General features: G+C 59.1%; 19 protein-coding genes and 1 other RNA gene. 16 read left to right on the forward strand and 4 right to left on the reverse strand.

The genetic code is table 11. From position 1 onward, the window contains the following. The first annotated feature begins 12 nt into the window (after positions 1–12). The 11 genes from smpB to R0V12_RS09435 all read left to right on the forward strand — a co-directional run bounded on the left by smpB (position 13) and on the right by R0V12_RS09435 (position 6599). Entirely contained in the window at positions 13–507 is a 495-nt protein-coding gene (gene smpB / locus R0V12_RS09385; protein WP_070362877.1) for an SsrA-binding protein SmpB, read from the forward strand. Positions 508–519: 12 nt separating this feature from the next. Next, on the forward strand, positions 520–675 hold the full coding sequence (locus tag R0V12_RS09390) for a hypothetical protein (protein WP_320072519.1): 156 nt from the start codon (positions 520–522) through the stop codon (positions 673–675). After that, positions 672–1163: an SDR family NAD(P)-dependent oxidoreductase gene (locus R0V12_RS09395; protein WP_320073021.1), complete on the forward strand. Its 492-nt coding sequence runs from the start codon at positions 672–674 to the stop codon at positions 1161–1163. Before R0V12_RS09390 ends, R0V12_RS09395 begins: the two co-directional genes overlap by 4 nt. 67 nt (positions 1164–1230) lie before the next feature. Continuing rightward, positions 1231–1622, forward strand: a transfer-messenger RNA (tmRNA) gene (ssrA, locus tag R0V12_RS09400). 165 nt (positions 1623–1787) lie between these two features. Continuing rightward, the gene (locus tag R0V12_RS09405; protein WP_320072520.1) at positions 1788–3092 is read left to right on the forward strand and encodes a site-specific integrase; all 1305 of its coding nucleotides are present in this window, start codon (positions 1788–1790) and stop codon (positions 3090–3092) included. Then, positions 3093–3803, forward strand: coding sequence for a hypothetical protein (locus R0V12_RS09410; protein WP_320072521.1), 711 nt, complete (start codon positions 3093–3095; stop codon positions 3801–3803). A 127-nt stretch (positions 3804–3930) separates the two neighbouring features. Next, positions 3931–4146 (forward strand): helix-turn-helix domain-containing protein, encoded by a 216-nt coding sequence (locus R0V12_RS09415; RefSeq protein WP_320072522.1) that lies wholly within the window; start codon positions 3931–3933, stop codon positions 4144–4146. Continuing rightward, positions 4146–4547, forward strand: coding sequence for a hypothetical protein (locus R0V12_RS09420; protein ID WP_320072523.1), 402 nt, complete (start codon positions 4146–4148; stop codon positions 4545–4547). The genes R0V12_RS09415 and R0V12_RS09420 overlap by 1 nt, the downstream gene beginning before the upstream one ends. Further along, entirely contained in the window at positions 4544–5134 is a 591-nt protein-coding gene (locus R0V12_RS09425) for a hypothetical protein (protein WP_320072524.1), read from the forward strand. Before R0V12_RS09420 ends, R0V12_RS09425 begins: the two co-directional genes overlap by 4 nt. Continuing rightward, on the forward strand, positions 5131–5313 hold the full coding sequence (locus tag R0V12_RS09430; RefSeq protein ID WP_320072525.1) for a hypothetical protein: 183 nt from the start codon (positions 5131–5133) through the stop codon (positions 5311–5313). Before R0V12_RS09425 ends, R0V12_RS09430 begins: the two co-directional genes overlap by 4 nt. Continuing rightward, positions 5301–6599, forward strand: a complete 1299-nt coding sequence (locus tag R0V12_RS09435) for a hypothetical protein (protein ID WP_320072526.1) — start codon at positions 5301–5303, stop codon at positions 6597–6599. Before R0V12_RS09430 ends, R0V12_RS09435 begins: the two co-directional genes overlap by 13 nt. A 692-nt stretch (positions 6600–7291) precedes the next feature. Here R0V12_RS09435 and R0V12_RS09440 read toward each other — a convergent pair. Both R0V12_RS09440 and R0V12_RS09445 read right to left on the reverse strand, forming a co-directional pair. Then, positions 7292–7708 (reverse strand): hypothetical protein, encoded by a 417-nt coding sequence (locus R0V12_RS09440; protein WP_320072527.1) that lies wholly within the window; start codon positions 7706–7708, stop codon positions 7292–7294. Further along, positions 7705–7923 carry a hypothetical protein gene (locus tag R0V12_RS09445; protein WP_320072528.1) on the reverse strand — a complete coding sequence of 73 codons (219 nt, stop codon included), beginning with the start codon at positions 7921–7923 and terminating at the stop codon, positions 7705–7707. The genes R0V12_RS09440 and R0V12_RS09445 overlap by 4 nt, the downstream gene beginning before the upstream one ends. A 638-nt stretch (positions 7924–8561) precedes the next feature. On the opposite strand from R0V12_RS09445, the gene R0V12_RS09450 reads away from it, so the two are divergent. Next, positions 8562–9248 (forward strand): SDR family oxidoreductase, encoded by a 687-nt coding sequence (locus tag R0V12_RS09450; RefSeq protein WP_256021738.1) that lies wholly within the window; start codon positions 8562–8564, stop codon positions 9246–9248. Between the two features lie 289 nt (positions 9249–9537). Here R0V12_RS09450 and R0V12_RS09455 read toward each other — a convergent pair whose 3' ends face one another. Then, positions 9538–9684 carry a hypothetical protein gene (locus tag R0V12_RS09455; RefSeq protein ID WP_168156196.1) on the reverse strand — a complete coding sequence of 49 codons (147 nt, stop codon included), beginning with the start codon at positions 9682–9684 and terminating at the stop codon, positions 9538–9540. Beyond that, complete coding sequence (locus R0V12_RS09460; RefSeq protein ID WP_256021741.1) at positions 9681–9824, reverse strand: hypothetical protein; 144 nt, start codon at positions 9822–9824, stop codon at positions 9681–9683. The genes R0V12_RS09455 and R0V12_RS09460 overlap by 4 nt, the downstream gene beginning before the upstream one ends. A gap of 264 nt (positions 9825–10088) precedes the next feature. Between R0V12_RS09460 and R0V12_RS09465 the strand changes: the two genes are divergently transcribed. The 4 genes from R0V12_RS09465 to R0V12_RS09480 are packed head-to-tail and all read left to right on the forward strand — an operon-like array spanning position 10089 to position 13852. Then, entirely contained in the window at positions 10089–11111 is a 1023-nt protein-coding gene (locus tag R0V12_RS09465) for a siderophore ABC transporter substrate-binding protein (RefSeq protein WP_070362874.1), read from the forward strand. Further along, positions 11111–12085: an ABC transporter permease gene (locus R0V12_RS09470; RefSeq protein WP_070476993.1), complete on the forward strand. Its 975-nt coding sequence runs from the start codon at positions 11111–11113 to the stop codon at positions 12083–12085. Before R0V12_RS09465 ends, R0V12_RS09470 begins: the two co-directional genes overlap by 1 nt. Further along, on the forward strand, positions 12078–13100 hold the full coding sequence (locus R0V12_RS09475) for an iron chelate uptake ABC transporter family permease subunit (protein WP_320072529.1): 1023 nt from the start codon (positions 12078–12080) through the stop codon (positions 13098–13100). Before R0V12_RS09470 ends, R0V12_RS09475 begins: the two co-directional genes overlap by 8 nt. Next, positions 13097–13852, forward strand: coding sequence for an iron ABC transporter ATP-binding protein (locus R0V12_RS09480; protein ID WP_320072530.1), 756 nt, complete (start codon positions 13097–13099; stop codon positions 13850–13852). The genes R0V12_RS09475 and R0V12_RS09480 overlap by 4 nt, the downstream gene beginning before the upstream one ends. The last annotated feature ends 261 nt before the right edge of the window (positions 13853–14113 follow it).

Here is a 14113-nt window from a genome sequence, read left to right on the forward strand (position 1 = left end):
GGTGGAACGCCTATGGGCAAGAAGAAGAAACAAAAGCTGAGCAACACCGGGGTCCTCGCGACCAACCGGAAAGCGCGCCACGACTACAACATCCTGGACACCTGGGAGACCGGCATCGTGCTCGTCGGCACCGAGATCAAGTCGCTGCGCGAAGGCAAGGTGTCGCTGGTCGAGGCGTTTGCGACCATCGATAACGGTGAGGTCTGGCTGCGCAACATGCACATCCCGGAGTACTCCAAGGGGCACTGGACGAACCACCCTCCACGCCGGACCCGCAAGCTGCTCATGCACCGCCGCGAAATCGACTCCCTGCAGGGCAAGCTTCGCGACGGCAACCGCACCCTCATCCCGCTCTCGCTCTACCTCAAGGACGGCCGCGCGAAAGTGGAGCTCGGCCTGGGGCAAGGTAGGCAGGACTACGACAAGCGCCAAGCCATCAAACGCCGCACTGAGGACCGCGAAATCGCCCGCGACCTCGGCCGGAAGTTCAAAGGCATCAAAGCCTAAGGAGGAAACTTCATGAAGAAAGCACTGGTCACAGGCGCCTCCCGAGGTATCGGTCGCGCGATCGCCGAGGAACTGGCCGCGACCACCACGTCTACGTCGGCGCCTCCCGCGACGCCTCCGAGGTTGTCAGCGCACTGCCCAGCGCGGAGCCCTTCGAGGTTGACCTGACGGACAGCGCCGCTGTGGCGGAGGCTGCGTCGAACATTGAAGAGCTCGACGTGCTCGTGCTCGCCGCAGGCGTCATGACGCCCGCCCGCCTCACCGACCTTACCGAGGCCGACCTGCGTCGCACCATGGAAGTCAACGTGATCGCACCAATGCTGCTCACGAAGGCGCTCTTGCCCGCGCTGCGACGCAGCAACGGCCTCATCCTGACCATCAACTCCGGCGCCGGCTTCTTTGGTATCGACGGCAACTCCGCCTACTGTGCCTCCAAATTCGGCCTGCGCGGCTTCACCGATTCCCTCCGCCTGGAGGAAGCCGGAGCCGTGCGCGTGACCTCCCTGCACCCAGGACGCAGCGACACCGACATGCTCCACGGCGACACCAACGGGCCGAAGATGACGCCACAGTCCGTGGCGAAGGCCGCACGCCTCGCCGTTGACGCCGGCCCGGATGCCGTGGTCGAATTCCTGCGCATCACCCCAACCGCCTAGGTCGGGGCCCTTGCGCGGGAGCATACTCGTCGGCTAGGGTGGTGCTTCTACGGTTCCCGTAGTACGAGGGGTCGATTCTGGTTTCGACTTCATCGACTAAGCCAGGGGAAGCGTGCCGGTGCAGGCTAGAGACCACCGTAAGCGTCGTAGCAACCAATAAACGCAGAGAAGAACTCTCAGCGTGACTACGCCCTCGCTGCCTAATTAGAAAGGTTCAGCGACCTGCGTGTCCGTCAGGCCGGGGATGCCCCCGACCCGGTACCTGGCGTCGACTTAGGGGGCTTGCCTTCCGGCCTTGTCAGTGGGGCGTCGGAAGGGACATTTTTCACTGACTGGGCCCGTCATCCGGACATGTTTGCCTGATCCGGAGGGCCGAGCAGAGGCAGTGCGCGAACTGCGCACGGAGAAGCCCTGGCGCGGTGGTGAAGGACCCGGGTTCAATTCCCGGCGGCTCCACCTAGTGGGAAAACCCTCGGTTGTTTTGATCGGGGGTTTTCTTTTGTTTGTGCAGGTAGTGGCAATGCTACTATGTGGTCATGAGATGTCACAAGCGGACACTTTTGTACCCTGCTATTGCACGTATATTGCACGAAACTAGGCCCGTGCAATACCAGGAGCGCACCAGTGGCTACTAAGAAACGACAGGCGCGCTCGGATTGGGGCCGCCGCCGAAAACTCCCGAGCGGGCGGTGGCAAGCAACCTACGCCGGGCCGGATATGGCAACACACAAAGCGCCGCACACTTTCCCCACTCGCGGGCAGGCTGAAGCATGGTTGGCCGCAGAGCGCCGCCTGATTGATCTAGACGCGTGGACACCACCAGCACGCCGGGAGGAGGCAGAGAAGCGCGCAGCGCTTACTGTGGGGGAATGGATAGATGAGTACCACAACATCCTCGAACTGCGCGCCGATGCACCCCGAGCGTCCACCATGCAGAACTACCGAGACATTGCCCGCAACCGCATTACCGAGCCGGTACCGCCCGGGAATGAGGAGCCTGATGTGGTCGCGCTGCGGGGTGTGCCTATTCGTGAACTCACTAAGCAACAGGTGTATGCCTGGTGGGATGGTCTACGCCGCGCCTACCCTGACACGTTGCAGCGCAACCAGCACGCCTACAAACGGCTTAAGGCGGCAATGGATGAAGCTGTACGGCGTGAACTGATTGACAAAAACCCGGTGGATATTCGGGAGGGTGCTAAGCGGGTTAACCCCGAGGAGAAGTACCTGCCCACCGATGAGGAGCTTGCAACGCTGATTGAGCACGCCCCGGCGCGCTACAGGGCGATTACCGCGCTGATGCTCCATCACGGGCTGCGTATTGGTGAAGCCCTAGCGGTAGCCGTGGAGGATGTGGAGGTTGACTACACCCCGCCCGTGCCCTACTCGGGGCCGTACCTGCCTCGGGTAACGGTGCATGTGCGCCGCAACGCGCAACGCCTCAAAGTAGACGGGCGTATTCAGATGGTGGTGCAGCCCCCTAAGACCAGTGCGGGGCAGCGGGCAGTGCCAATTATGGCCGTGGATGTGCCGCTGATGCTGCATCACCTCAATCACTACGCCCCGGCAAGCGCAACCACTGTGCAGGTGGCAGAGGGGGAGGTGGAGCTGCGCCTGTTTACCACCACCAGCACGGGCCGCATGTTGATGGATACCTCCTACCGCTCGGTACTCAACCGCGTGCAGGATGCACAGGGGGTTACTAAGCGGGTGCACCCGCACACGGGCAGGTACTGGTTGATTACCCGGCTAGCAGAGCAGGGTGCGCACCTGAAAGAGATTGGGCGGTTGCTCGGGCAGGACGATATGGACACGATCACCAAGGTTTACATGCAGGTGCGGGCTGAGCGCACCAGCACGCTGATGGAAAAAGTAAACGCAACACTTACGGTGCCCGGCGCGCCGGGCAAGGCAGTAGAGGAGGCTTAAATGGCAAGTGATTTTAAACAGTGGATGTACAACGGTATTCCCGACCCGGAGGAGAACCTGGTACGGAAACTGACAGAGGAAGATAAGAGCAGGTTTCGGCGTACCGCAAAAGTGGTTTACCGATGCCGCAAGTGCCGTAAACTCCTAGGTTTTGCGTACCCGGTGAGGATGCTTCACCCACAAGAGCCGGTGCAGTTTGGTGAACTAGATGACGATGGGTACCTCCTCGTAAACGCCCCGGTACTTGAGGCCAATGACCAGGGGGGAATTTACCCCGAGCGGCCGGAGCCGTGGGGGCCGTTTACTTTTCTCAGAGACTTGAAGCCGGGGTACATGTTTGAGACCTGGTGGTTTTTTGCCTACCGGCATGTAGACCCGGAGTTTATGCTCATGGGGGATGGTCCCGATGATGTTGGCTTTTCACCAGCGGGCGGGCTTAAGGGGCTACAACCTGGGAGGGAGGCACCCGAGGACGTGCGCGCAAGTAGCTCGCCGGGCTACATCGGAGTCTGCGGTAAGCGGGATGTTTGGCAAGTTACAGATAGTGAATTGTGGCGGCAACTAGAGAAGCACCCACCAGTTTTTGAGGCCGGTAATCCACCGGGGCTTTTGGTATGCAAAGACAGTGAAGCGTGCCTGAGCGTGGAGGAAGTGGAGAACGATATGGGCGTTTATTCTCCTCGCAATGAGATTGAACTGCCTAAAGAGTGACAACGCCGGAACTGAGCGGACAACTGTGTTAGTGTGATTGGTACACGCTCTCGGTTGATACCGTAGACACAATGACCTACTTAGCGGTATAGGCAAACTCACTCCGAATTTGGGAGGTGTGTTTGTCGTGTCCAAAACGGCAACCGCTAATAACACTTTGCAGCGTTACGAGACGCTGAAACAGGCAGCTGAACGTACAGGATTCACCGAGCGGACACTGCGCCGCCGCATTGAAGATGGTTCCCTGATCGCCTACCGCGCCGGGCGTGCTATCCGTCTACGCCCCGAGGATGTAGACGCACTGTTCACCCCAACTAATGCATGGGCAGAGGGGGTGAAGTAATGGCTACCGCAGCATGGGAGAAAGTAGCCGCCCGCGCACTATGGGCAGATGAATACCCCACCGACCAGGACGATATGGAGCCAGCCGGGCAGTTTGAGGTGTGGTGCCAGCGCAGCCCGCGCACCAACTTGGATGTAGCCGCCTACCGCCTCCACTTGGAACTTGCAGACGGCAGCGCAGTTGAGGTACCCGCGTCTCGGGGTGATCTGTTGGGCATTGCCCACCAGGTGCTCGCAGCAGCACTAGAGGGGTGGCCCGTGGAGTTGCGCAACCGCGCCTACTCGGAGGTAATCGCGCCGGGCTATTACGATTGCGCAGCCGCAGATGAACCAAGCTCACCAGGCGATTGCGCTACCGGCGTGCACCAACTGTTCCCTCACCGGGCTGGGGGTGCAAAGTGACCAACACGAAAGAATGCACCCAACTCCCGGTTGCAGGGGAGCGGGTGCCAGAGACTACGCGGGGGCAGGCAGTCACCGACAATGATACCTGGCAGCGGTACAACGCTTCAACGGAAACAGCCCTGTTGCGCGGGCTTCTTTACGCCCCGGCGCGACAGGTGCTTGAGTTAAGCCGCAAGCTGGAGGAGGCAGACCTGTACGCGCAAGATGCCCGTACGATCTACGCCGCAACGGTAGAAGCTGCCCGCCGCCTGGTTGAGGCGGGGGAGGGTGATGCGCCTGTGTCGCCGGATCGGGTGCGCAGTGATCTACAACGTGCCGGTGTGCTTGCCTCGGGCAACGTAGCTGGCGTGCTTTTGGACGCGACTAGTGCGCAGTTCCCCGCGCCTGTGTGGAGTGATGTGTGCGGGCTGGCTGATGCCCTGGTTGGGCTGCGTGCCCGGCGCGCCTTGGAGATCACAGGTGAAGCGTTGTGCGCTACTGCGGGTGCCTCGGATGTGGAGGTTGCCGCAGTGTGTAACCGGTTGTTGCCGCCGCTGTATCGGCTGATGCGCCGCGCCGGGTTGGGGGTGCGGCCGTGGGCATGATTGATCGTGAAGCTGTGTTGCGGGTACGTGCCCGCCGCAAGGTACAGGAGGTGCGCCGGGGGTACCGTCTGCGTGGGGAGTCTGGTTTGCGTTGTGTTCCGCTTGCCAGTGGGCACCGTGATCCGCTGCGCCCGCGTACCGATGCGCCCGATAAGGGGGTGCAGTCGTGGAGTCGGTAATTCATTCTGTCTACCCGTCTAAAAACCAGTGGCGGCAGTTAGAACAGTCGGTGTTTGGTGGTGCCGGTGCCGCACTTGAGCGTGTGCGCGACTACGCCCGCGCAAACTACCTCCCACCAATAGCACTGTTGGAAGCGGCTGCGTTGTATACGCTTGCCTGCACCCCGGGTAGTGTCACCTTGGATGCTGGTCTTGGGCCGTTTTCTCCGAACATGTTTTTGTGTTTGATGGGTGCGCCCGGGATGGGGAAAGATCGCCTGATGCGTTGCGCGCGACGTGCCGTAATCGTGCACGGCGGTGGCAAGCAACTTACACCGAAAGATGCCGGTATTGGCTCGGGGGAGGGGGTGCTGAAAGCATTGGAAGCTACCGAGGAGGAGCCGGTGGCACAGCCCGTGCTGTTCGGTGTATCCGAGGTGGGGCTGTTTAGGCAGTTGGCAGGCAGGCAGGGCAGTACGCTGCGCCCGCACATCCTGAACATGTACAGCGGCAATGTGCTTACCACCAACAATAAAGCGGACAACACGTTTATCCCCGCCGATACCTACCGAGCGTGCATGTGGGTAGGTGCGCAACCTGACACGGTTGGCTACCTCCTAGAGGGCGATGATGACGGGCTGCGCCACCGTTTTATCTTCACCGAGCTGGTAGACCCGGCGCGTACGCCCGGTGGTGAGTACCCGCAGGTACAGCCGTTGCGGGTGGAGGTGCCAGATTCTTTGCTTCGTGGGGAGCCGATGCAATTTGCTCCCGAGATTGCGCACAGTGTGTGTGGTGGGCAGGAGCAAAAGCTGATCTATGGGCCTGCCCCGGGCAGTAGTGGGCACGGGATGCAGACCGTACTCAAGTTGGCGGCAGGCATTGCCCTGTTGCGTAGCTCAAACTATGTGACTGAGGATGATTACGCCCGCGCTAAGGCGCTGATGGGGTACTCCTCGGATGTGGTTGCGGCTGCGGAGGAGCACCTGTTTGGCAAGCGCGTTGAGGCTGATGCAGAGCGCATGGAGCGCCGGGATGCGGCAGAGGAGCAACGGCAAGTACGCAAGGTTGCTAAGGCGCGCCGGGACGTGTTGGGCGCGTTGCGCGCTGATGATGGATGGGTGGCAGAGTCCCCGTTGCGTAACGGCGCGCGGCGCTATCGTGATGAGTTTGATATGGCGGTGCGGGAGTTGGAGCTTGCCGGGGCTGTGGTCGCCGAAAAGACTGAGGAGGGGCGGCGGGTGCGTAACTGGTTGCGGCGCGGCCCGAACTTCGATGCCGTGGTGTCTAAGGGTGAAGTGTCCTAGGTGTCCTAGCGTCCTAACGCAGGTAGCTAGCTTGCCGGGGTGTCCTAACCCCGTCCTAGGTGTCCTAGCTACCGGGGTGACTTAGGACAGTTAGGACACTACCTAGGACATGCGAAAAACGCTGTGACCAGCACTAGGACACCTAGGACATTTAGGACAGGTGCCTGTACACTCCTGCCGTAGGAGGGGGTGGGGGTGGCTCCCCGGCGCGCCACAGCGGGGGATGCCTACGCCCAACCCCCGTTTTCTCCCCGGCAAAGTTTGCACGGGTCTGGGGTGTGGAAAACGGATACCTATAAGGCGGGGGTGGCGATAATCTTAGGCACCTCCCGTGCCTGTCTCAGCACTGCGCCCCCAGTCAGGTTTTCTCTCTCTCCGAGGCTACCGGGGGGGTGTTGCTGCTGGGGCGGGCTGGTTGGGTGTACGCGATGAGATGGAGGAAAGTGGTGAAATTCACCAATTGAGTAGCCCCCGTGCCCGCGTGGGGCGTACTCCACGTTTTCGAGTTTCCCGAATTCGGGAAACCGTAACCCCGTGCCCGCGTGGGGCGTACCAGGTGTTGTTAGTACGGGATTCCGTACTAACGCGTAACCCCGTGCCCGCGTGGGGCGTACCCTCCACGAACAGCAACACTACCGGGCCGGGGTGTTCGGTAAAACGCCTGGTGAATTTTGCCGTCTAAGCGGTTGAACTTACGCCGGTGGGGTACTGGTGCCCTCAAGCTGTCTGAGCAGCCCACGTAGCCGGTACTTTGGTTGGCTGATCAGTTCAGCTTCTGCCCGAGCCATACCGAGACAGTTGGGGCAGAACTCAAGTAGCTGCCCCTTAAACTCCCAGCGGGCAAGTTTGTTGAGGATCTGCCCGACGGTTGCGCCCTGTGGGCTGATCGTGAGGATACCACCCCGGCGTGTACGTAGTCGCGCACCTCGTAGCTCGCAGCCCCACACGCGGTTAAACGTGCCGCAGTAGGAGCCGCGCAGCCTGTTGGGCATGGAGAAGTGCCACACCCCTGCGGCAGTGTCGGGGTAGACCGTTTGGATGTAGACCTGGTTCCAACAGCCGGTGTAGTCGCCTGGTTGATCGTCTCGGGGGAGTTGGTGAGTGGTCATGGCATTACCTCCCAGAGGTGTGCTGCTGCCTCACAGGCGGGGCAGTTCATCTTATCTGCGTGGGTGCCCTTGGTTGCAGTGCCTGGTGCACGCACTAGGCCGCACATGTAATGGATAGTGCCGTCTGCCTCCTCGTGGTGGATGAAGTGGCGTAGTGGTGGGTGTTGTTTGGATGCCCGGCGCGCCGGGCTGGTGGTAGTTTTCGTGGTGTTCATGGGGCCGCTCCTCGGGTTGATATTGCACGTATATTGCACGGTGTTGGATATTGCACGGCCTGCACGTCAACTAGCTGGGGTAATGCTGCCTGATAGTGGATTCCCGGCGGCTCCACTGACCCTCTACTTGTTTAAGCAGGTAGAGGGTCATTTTCTTCATATCTTGCCGAGGCTATTCCATCGGCTTCAGGTTGCATACCTGGTGCTCGGTAGACCGAGCTTGTTACGCTTCAGTGTGACTGTCCCTAAGGAATGGATCGGGTTCTAGTGTGAGTCTTCCAAAGGTCCTGTGGATTTGTGTTGGTATTGCGACGGTGATCTTGGCCACCAGAAGCGGGATCCCGTGGGAGCTGACTGTTGTCCTCTGCTTCGTTACCGCCGTAGTGACGGTAAGGCTCGTTGCTTCAGGTTCTGAACCGTCATTCGCACGGGTGGCCATCGGCGCACTTACGATGTGCGCGGTTGCTGGCATTTTCTTACCGCTGGTTCTTCCGCTCGCATATGTCGGATACGTTGCATGGACTTGGTTTTCGATTGTGGGCGATTGTGAAGGAGAGTAACTACAAGTTGAGGGTCTGGGTATGACCCAAATTTCGGCCAACCGTTAGAGAAAGCAGATGACGCGTACAGTGGCGCCCATGACTGAAACGACGACTGCACGCAAGAACGTTCTGTACATCGGTGGCCATGGCAAGGTGGGGCTGTTGGCAGCGCCAAAGCTCGTCGCCGCTGGCCATACTGTCCATTCCCTCATACGCAACCCCGACCAGGCTGCCGATATTGAAGCACTCGGTGCTACTCCTGTCCTGCGGGACCTGACCGAGATCTCCGTTGAGGACTGGGCTGAGCTCCTTGCCCAGTATGACGTTGTGGTGTGGGGTGCCGGTAACGGTGGACGCGCTGGTGCGGAGGTGACGTGGGCAGTCGACCGCGACGCCGCCCTCGCTTCCATTGCTGGGCTAGAGAAACTGGCTGCGGAGGGGAAGCGAGCACCGGCTTACGTGATGATCTCCTATGTCGGCGCCACTGAGAACACGACTGACCCGTCGGATGAGTCGTGGTATGCGTATGTCGAGTCGAAGAAGGCCGTCGATAAGAAGCTGAATTCGACGGACCTCAACTACCTCATCCTCGGCCCAGCGGCGCTCACCGAAGAGCCTGCTGGGGGCATTACTGTGCTGGACAATGATGCAGAGCGTGCCAGCAGCATGACGACATCCCGCGAGCTTGTTGCGGACGTCGTTACCGAGGTTGTCAGTCGTGCACATTTCCCAGCGTCGCCGCTGGAGTTCATTGACGGCGAAGGCAGCGTCAAAGACATCTAGAGGCCAGAGCCCCAAGTGAAAGGTAAAGCGTGATGAGCGAGCCAGTTGAACACGGGTGAAGATTTGCTCGAATACGTGGTGAGTATTGGCCCTAGAATATGAAGCTGGTTTCGGAAGATGAAGCGGATATTGAACTTGCCGATATGGTTGGTGCTCCGTGGGACTCGTTCACCGAAGGGTAAAGCACATAGCTAGTTGTAGCCGTCACTGTGAGTGGCGGCTTTTGGCTTGGAGGGGATCTCACGTTTATTGACGATCGGTAGAATCTCTTCCGTTCCCCTCAGTGACGTTACGCCTTGTCTGTGTACAGGTGGCGGGAGAATGCTGAAAGAGCTGCGGCAGCGCCTATGGCAATCGTCCAGGCCCAGCCGGTCGCCAGATATGCAAGGGCAGTACCGAGGATGTAGATGGCTGAGTTGTTGAGTGGTGAGTTCATCGGGAAGCATCCTTTCGCACGAGCGCGACTGTGTCCCAGGTGAGGGCGACGAACGCGACCGCGAGCAAGATCCATACGATGGGACTGCTAGGGGCAACGATGTAGGCGAGAAAGAATGCGAAGACTGCGATTGTGGACATTTGGAGTCCTCCTATTGTACTGACGCGGTGAGATCCAGTGCTCCGAGTATTCTGTCACAGCTAAGGTGTGCTTGCACCAGATGGGGCTGCGGCCAATGGCTGATTCGATGCGATCTAAGCTGCGTAGATGCATGACACGGGGGTAAGGGGAGGGGGATGTCGATAATCACTTTCTTCTCTAAGCCTTGCCTAACTCTCATGAGTAGCTTAGGGTGAGTGAGGTAACCCTACCCTTGGATATGAGTAGCAAGGATACTTTTCAACATGATTCGTTTTTCACGTAAGACCATCGTGGCTGTTGCAGCCGCCGCAGCGATGACGCTGACCGCCTGCTCTGAAGCAGAGTCGAACAACGCGTCCACTTCGGAGACCCAGGCTAGCGCCTCCGCTACGACGACTGCCGCGGAAAACGGCACCGTGACCGTGACCGACAACTATGGCGAAAAGACTGTGCCGACTCCGCCGAAGCGCGTCGTTGCGCTCGACAACCGCACCTTCGAGCTCCTGGACTCCTGGGGTGTGAAGCCGGTTGCGGCGCCAAAGAAGTTGGTTTCGAAAGATGTTCCGGGCCTGCGAGACAATGACGATATTGCGGACATCGGCAATCACAAGGAGCCGAATCTGGAGATCATCGTTGCAGCTGACCCGGACGTAATCATCTCGGGCCAGCGTTTTGAAAAGTACGACGACGAGATTCAGAAACTTGTTCCAAACGCAGTACTCGTCGACTTCGAACCACGTGACGATGAACCCTTCGACCGTGAGTTGATCCGTCAGACCCTCGAGCTCGGCGAAATCTTCGGTAAGCAGGCCGAAGCGGAGAAAACCGTCGAAGACTTCACCAAGGCAGTACAGCGTGCTCGCGACGCATACGACCCAGCGCAGACCGTGATGGCTGTCAACGTTTCTGGTGGGGAAATCGGATATGTTGCGCCGGGCATCGGCCGCACCTTTGGCCCCCTCTTTGACCTCATCGGTTTCACTCCGGCGCTGAAGGTAGAAAACGCCTCGAGCGACCACAAGGGTGACGATATTTCTGTTGAGGCTATCGCCGACTCCAACCCAGATTGGATCTTCGCCCTTGACCGCGACGCGGCCATTAAGAAGGAAGGGGAGTCCCCGGCTGCTCTGAGCGTGCTGAGCGACTCTGCCGCACTGCAGAATGTCACCGCAGTCAAGGAGAACCACATCTATGTGGCTCCGCAGGACACCTACATCAACGAGTCCATCCTGACCTACACCGAAATCCTGAACGGCATTGCTGACCAGCTGGAGGCCGCCAAGTAATGGCGCAACCGGGTACGCGCACCCACCCCAAACTTCTTAATTGGAAGCTTGGGGTGGGTCTCGTCATTGTGATCGTGCTGCTGGCCTTGTCCTTATTGGTTGGCCAGTACGACGTTTTTCGATCAAGCGACGGCTGGGACATGTTCAAAACCACTCGCGTTCCGCGCACTATCGCGCTGGTGCTTGCCGGGGCTGCGATGGCGATGAGCGGCCTCATCATGCAGATGCTCACCCAGAACCGCTTCGTCGAGCCCACCACGACGGGTACCACCGAGTGGGCTGGCCTGGGCCTGCTGGCATCGTACGTATTCTTACCCGACGGCACGATCCTGCAGCGCATGATCATTTCCGTCACCTTCGCATTCATCGGGACGATGGTCTTCTTTGCGTTCCTTCGGAGGGTGACGCTGCGCTCGAGCCTGATCGTCCCGATCGTCGGCATCATGCTGGGGGCAGTCGTCAGTGCATTCTCCACGTTCTGGGCGCTTCAAACTGACCTGCTTCAGTCACTTGGCATCTGGTTCGCTGGCTCGTTTACCTCCGTGATTTCCGGGCAGTACGAGGTGCTGTGGATCGTCGTCGCGGTCGTGATTGCCGTGTTCTTCTACGCCGACCGCCTTACGGCCGCCGGCCTGGGGGAGGACGTCGCCACGAACATTGGCCTTAACTACGGCCGCATCATCTTGGTCGGAACGAGCCTCGTTGCGGTCGCAGCGGGCGTCGTGACGGTGGTCGTCGGCAATCTTCCTTTTCTTGGGCTCATTGTTCCCAACATTGTTTCCATGATGCGTGGCGACGACCTCCGCTCCAACCTTCCGTGGGTCTGCCTCCTTGGCGTCGGCATCGTCACCGTGTGCGACTTGCTGGCCCGCACGATCATCGCCCCGTTCGAGATCCCGGTGTCCGTCATCTTGGGCATCATCGGAGCGGTGGTTTTCGTCTTCTTGATCGTGAGGCAGAGTCGCCGTGCCTAAACAACCTATCGACGCCCGCTTCGTCGGCGCCTTCCAATCCAGCAGGAGCAAAACCCGCTACTGGGTAATTCTTGCGTGCCTTATCATCGCCGCGGTCTGCTTTACCGCGGGTTTGCTGGCCTACGGCAACCCCATGGACTTCGGCACCACCGGATACTGGCTGATTGCGAAGCGCCGTTTGAACTCGGTTATCGCGATGGCGATTGTGGCGCTGTGCCAGGCGGTGGCGACCGTTTCGTTCCAAACGGTGACGAACAACCGCATCATTACGCCGTCTATCATGGGTTTTGAAGCCCTCTACGTGTCGATTCACACCTCGACCGTGTTCTTCCTCGGTGCCGCTGGCCTGAACAATGGATATACGCTCCAGATGTTCGTGCTGCAGCTAGTGCTCATGGTTGGCCTGAGCCTTGTGCTGTACGCGTGGCTGTTGTCTGGAAAGCACGCAAATATGCACGCGATGCTGCTGGTTGGCATCGTGATCGGTGGCGGACTCGGCAGTGTGTCGACATTCATGCAGCGCCTCCTCACACCAAGCGAGTTCGACGTCCTCACCGCGCGGTTGTTTGGCTCCGTCAACAACGCGGATCCTGAGTACTATCCGGTCGCTATCCCACTCGCGGTCGGCGCCACAGCACTACTGGTCTTCAATTCACGCCGCCTCAACGTCCTCGCACTCGGCAGAGATGTCACCGTGAACCTCGGCGTTAGCCACCGATTCCACTCGATCTTCACATTGGTGCTGGTCTCCATCTTGATGGCGGTCTCGACCGCGCTCGTCGGGCCGATGACGTTCCTGGGGTTCCTCGTAGCGACGCTCGCGTACCAATTCTGCGATACCTACGACCACCGTTACATCTTCCCAATGGCAGTAATGCTGGGATTCTGCGTACTCAGTGGCGCCTACTTCATCATGAACCACGTGTTTTATGCGCAGGGCGTCGTGTCAATCATCATTGAGCTCGTCGGTGGCATCACCTTTTTGGCAGTCATCTTGAAGAAGGGACGCTTATGATCACGCTGAAAGAAGTCCGCAAAGACTACGGCGACGACGTCAAAATCGGACCCGTCAATATCGAGATTCCCGCTGGTGGCATCACCGCGCTCGTTGGACCGAACGGTGCGGGCAAGTCGACGCTCCTCACGATGATTGGGCGTCTCTTAGCTATCGACTCCGGCACCGTCGAAATCGGCCGTATGGACGTCACCAGCGCTAAATCAAAAGATCTCGCAAAGATCATCTCGATCTTGCGTCAGGAGAACCACTTTGTGACGCGCCTGACGGTGCGCCAGCTCGTCGGCTTCGGGCGCTTCCCGTACAGCCATGGACGTCTCACTCCCGAGGACGAGCAGATCATCTCGAAGTACATCGACTTCCTTGGTCTCCACGAACTCGAAAACCGTTACCTGGATCAGCTCTCAGGAGGGCAGCGTCAGCGCGCTTACGTTGCGATGGTGCTCTGCCAGGAAACTGACTATGTTCTTCTCGACGAACCACTAAACAATCTCGACATTGCACACTCGGTGGAAATGATGAAGCACCTGTACTCCGCCGCGAGGGACTTCGGGCGGACCATCATCATCGTGCTGCACGACATCAACTTCGCAGCGAAGTACGCCGACTACATCTGCGCCACCAAGGATGGTCAGATCGCCGCGTTTGGGACTCCGCGCGAAATCATGAACGACGAGTTGCTCACGCAAATCTTCAACACGCCCGTGCATGTAATTGGGGGCCCGGATGGGCCACTCGCTACATATCACTAAAATGCTCGTTACGCAGGCGATTTGTGTTGTTTGTTGGTTCGTGGTTAAGTTATCCCTCGTTGCCGACGAGCGGCCTGGCCGCTTGGAGGGAATGATCAAAGTGAATAAAGTTGCTGCTTGTGGGCGGTTTTGAGTCTGGCTGGTTTGGTTGGATTTGACTTTGTGTTTACGGGTGTGTAACTTTGTTTCAGCTGCTTGACGCTGGCTCTGGTTGGGGTTGGTTGTTGGGTGTGCGGTTGTTGTTTGAGAACTCGATAGTGT

This window comes from Corynebacterium sp. UMB2355A (genome assembly GCF_033877495.1).
Lineage (GTDB): Bacteria > Actinomycetota > Actinomycetes > Mycobacteriales > Mycobacteriaceae > Corynebacterium > Corynebacterium pseudogenitalium.

Excerpts from the sequence above, each read along its gene's own strand:
- R0V12_RS09420 (WP_320072523.1), top strand. The coding sequence starts at position 4,146 with ATGGCTACCGCAGCATGGGAGAAAGTAGCCGCCCGCGCACTATGGGCA.
- R0V12_RS09455 (WP_168156196.1), bottom strand. The coding sequence starts at position 9,684 with ATGAACTCACCACTCAACAACTCAGCCATCTACATCCTCGGTACTGCC.
- R0V12_RS09410 (WP_320072521.1), top strand. The coding sequence starts at position 3,093 with ATGGCAAGTGATTTTAAACAGTGGATGTACAACGGTATTCCCGACCCG.
- R0V12_RS09445 (WP_320072528.1), bottom strand. The coding sequence starts at position 7,923 with ATGAACACCACGAAAACTACCACCAGCCCGGCGCGCCGGGCATCCAAA.
- R0V12_RS09430 (WP_320072525.1), top strand. The coding sequence starts at position 5,131 with ATGATTGATCGTGAAGCTGTGTTGCGGGTACGTGCCCGCCGCAAGGTA.
- R0V12_RS09390 (WP_320072519.1), top strand. The coding sequence starts at position 520 with ATGAAGAAAGCACTGGTCACAGGCGCCTCCCGAGGTATCGGTCGCGCG.
- R0V12_RS09460 (WP_256021741.1), bottom strand. The coding sequence starts at position 9,824 with ATGTCCACAATCGCAGTCTTCGCATTCTTTCTCGCCTACATCGTTGCC.
- R0V12_RS09470 (WP_070476993.1), top strand. The coding sequence starts at position 11,111 with ATGGCGCAACCGGGTACGCGCACCCACCCCAAACTTCTTAATTGGAAG.
- R0V12_RS09480 (WP_320072530.1), top strand. The coding sequence starts at position 13,097 with ATGATCACGCTGAAAGAAGTCCGCAAAGACTACGGCGACGACGTCAAA.
- smpB (WP_070362877.1), top strand. The coding sequence starts at position 13 with ATGGGCAAGAAGAAGAAACAAAAGCTGAGCAACACCGGGGTCCTCGCG.
- R0V12_RS09440 (WP_320072527.1), bottom strand. The coding sequence starts at position 7,708 with ATGACCACTCACCAACTCCCCCGAGACGATCAACCAGGCGACTACACC.
- R0V12_RS09450 (WP_256021738.1), top strand. The coding sequence starts at position 8,562 with ATGACTGAAACGACGACTGCACGCAAGAACGTTCTGTACATCGGTGGC.
- R0V12_RS09465 (WP_070362874.1), top strand. The coding sequence starts at position 10,089 with ATGATTCGTTTTTCACGTAAGACCATCGTGGCTGTTGCAGCCGCCGCA.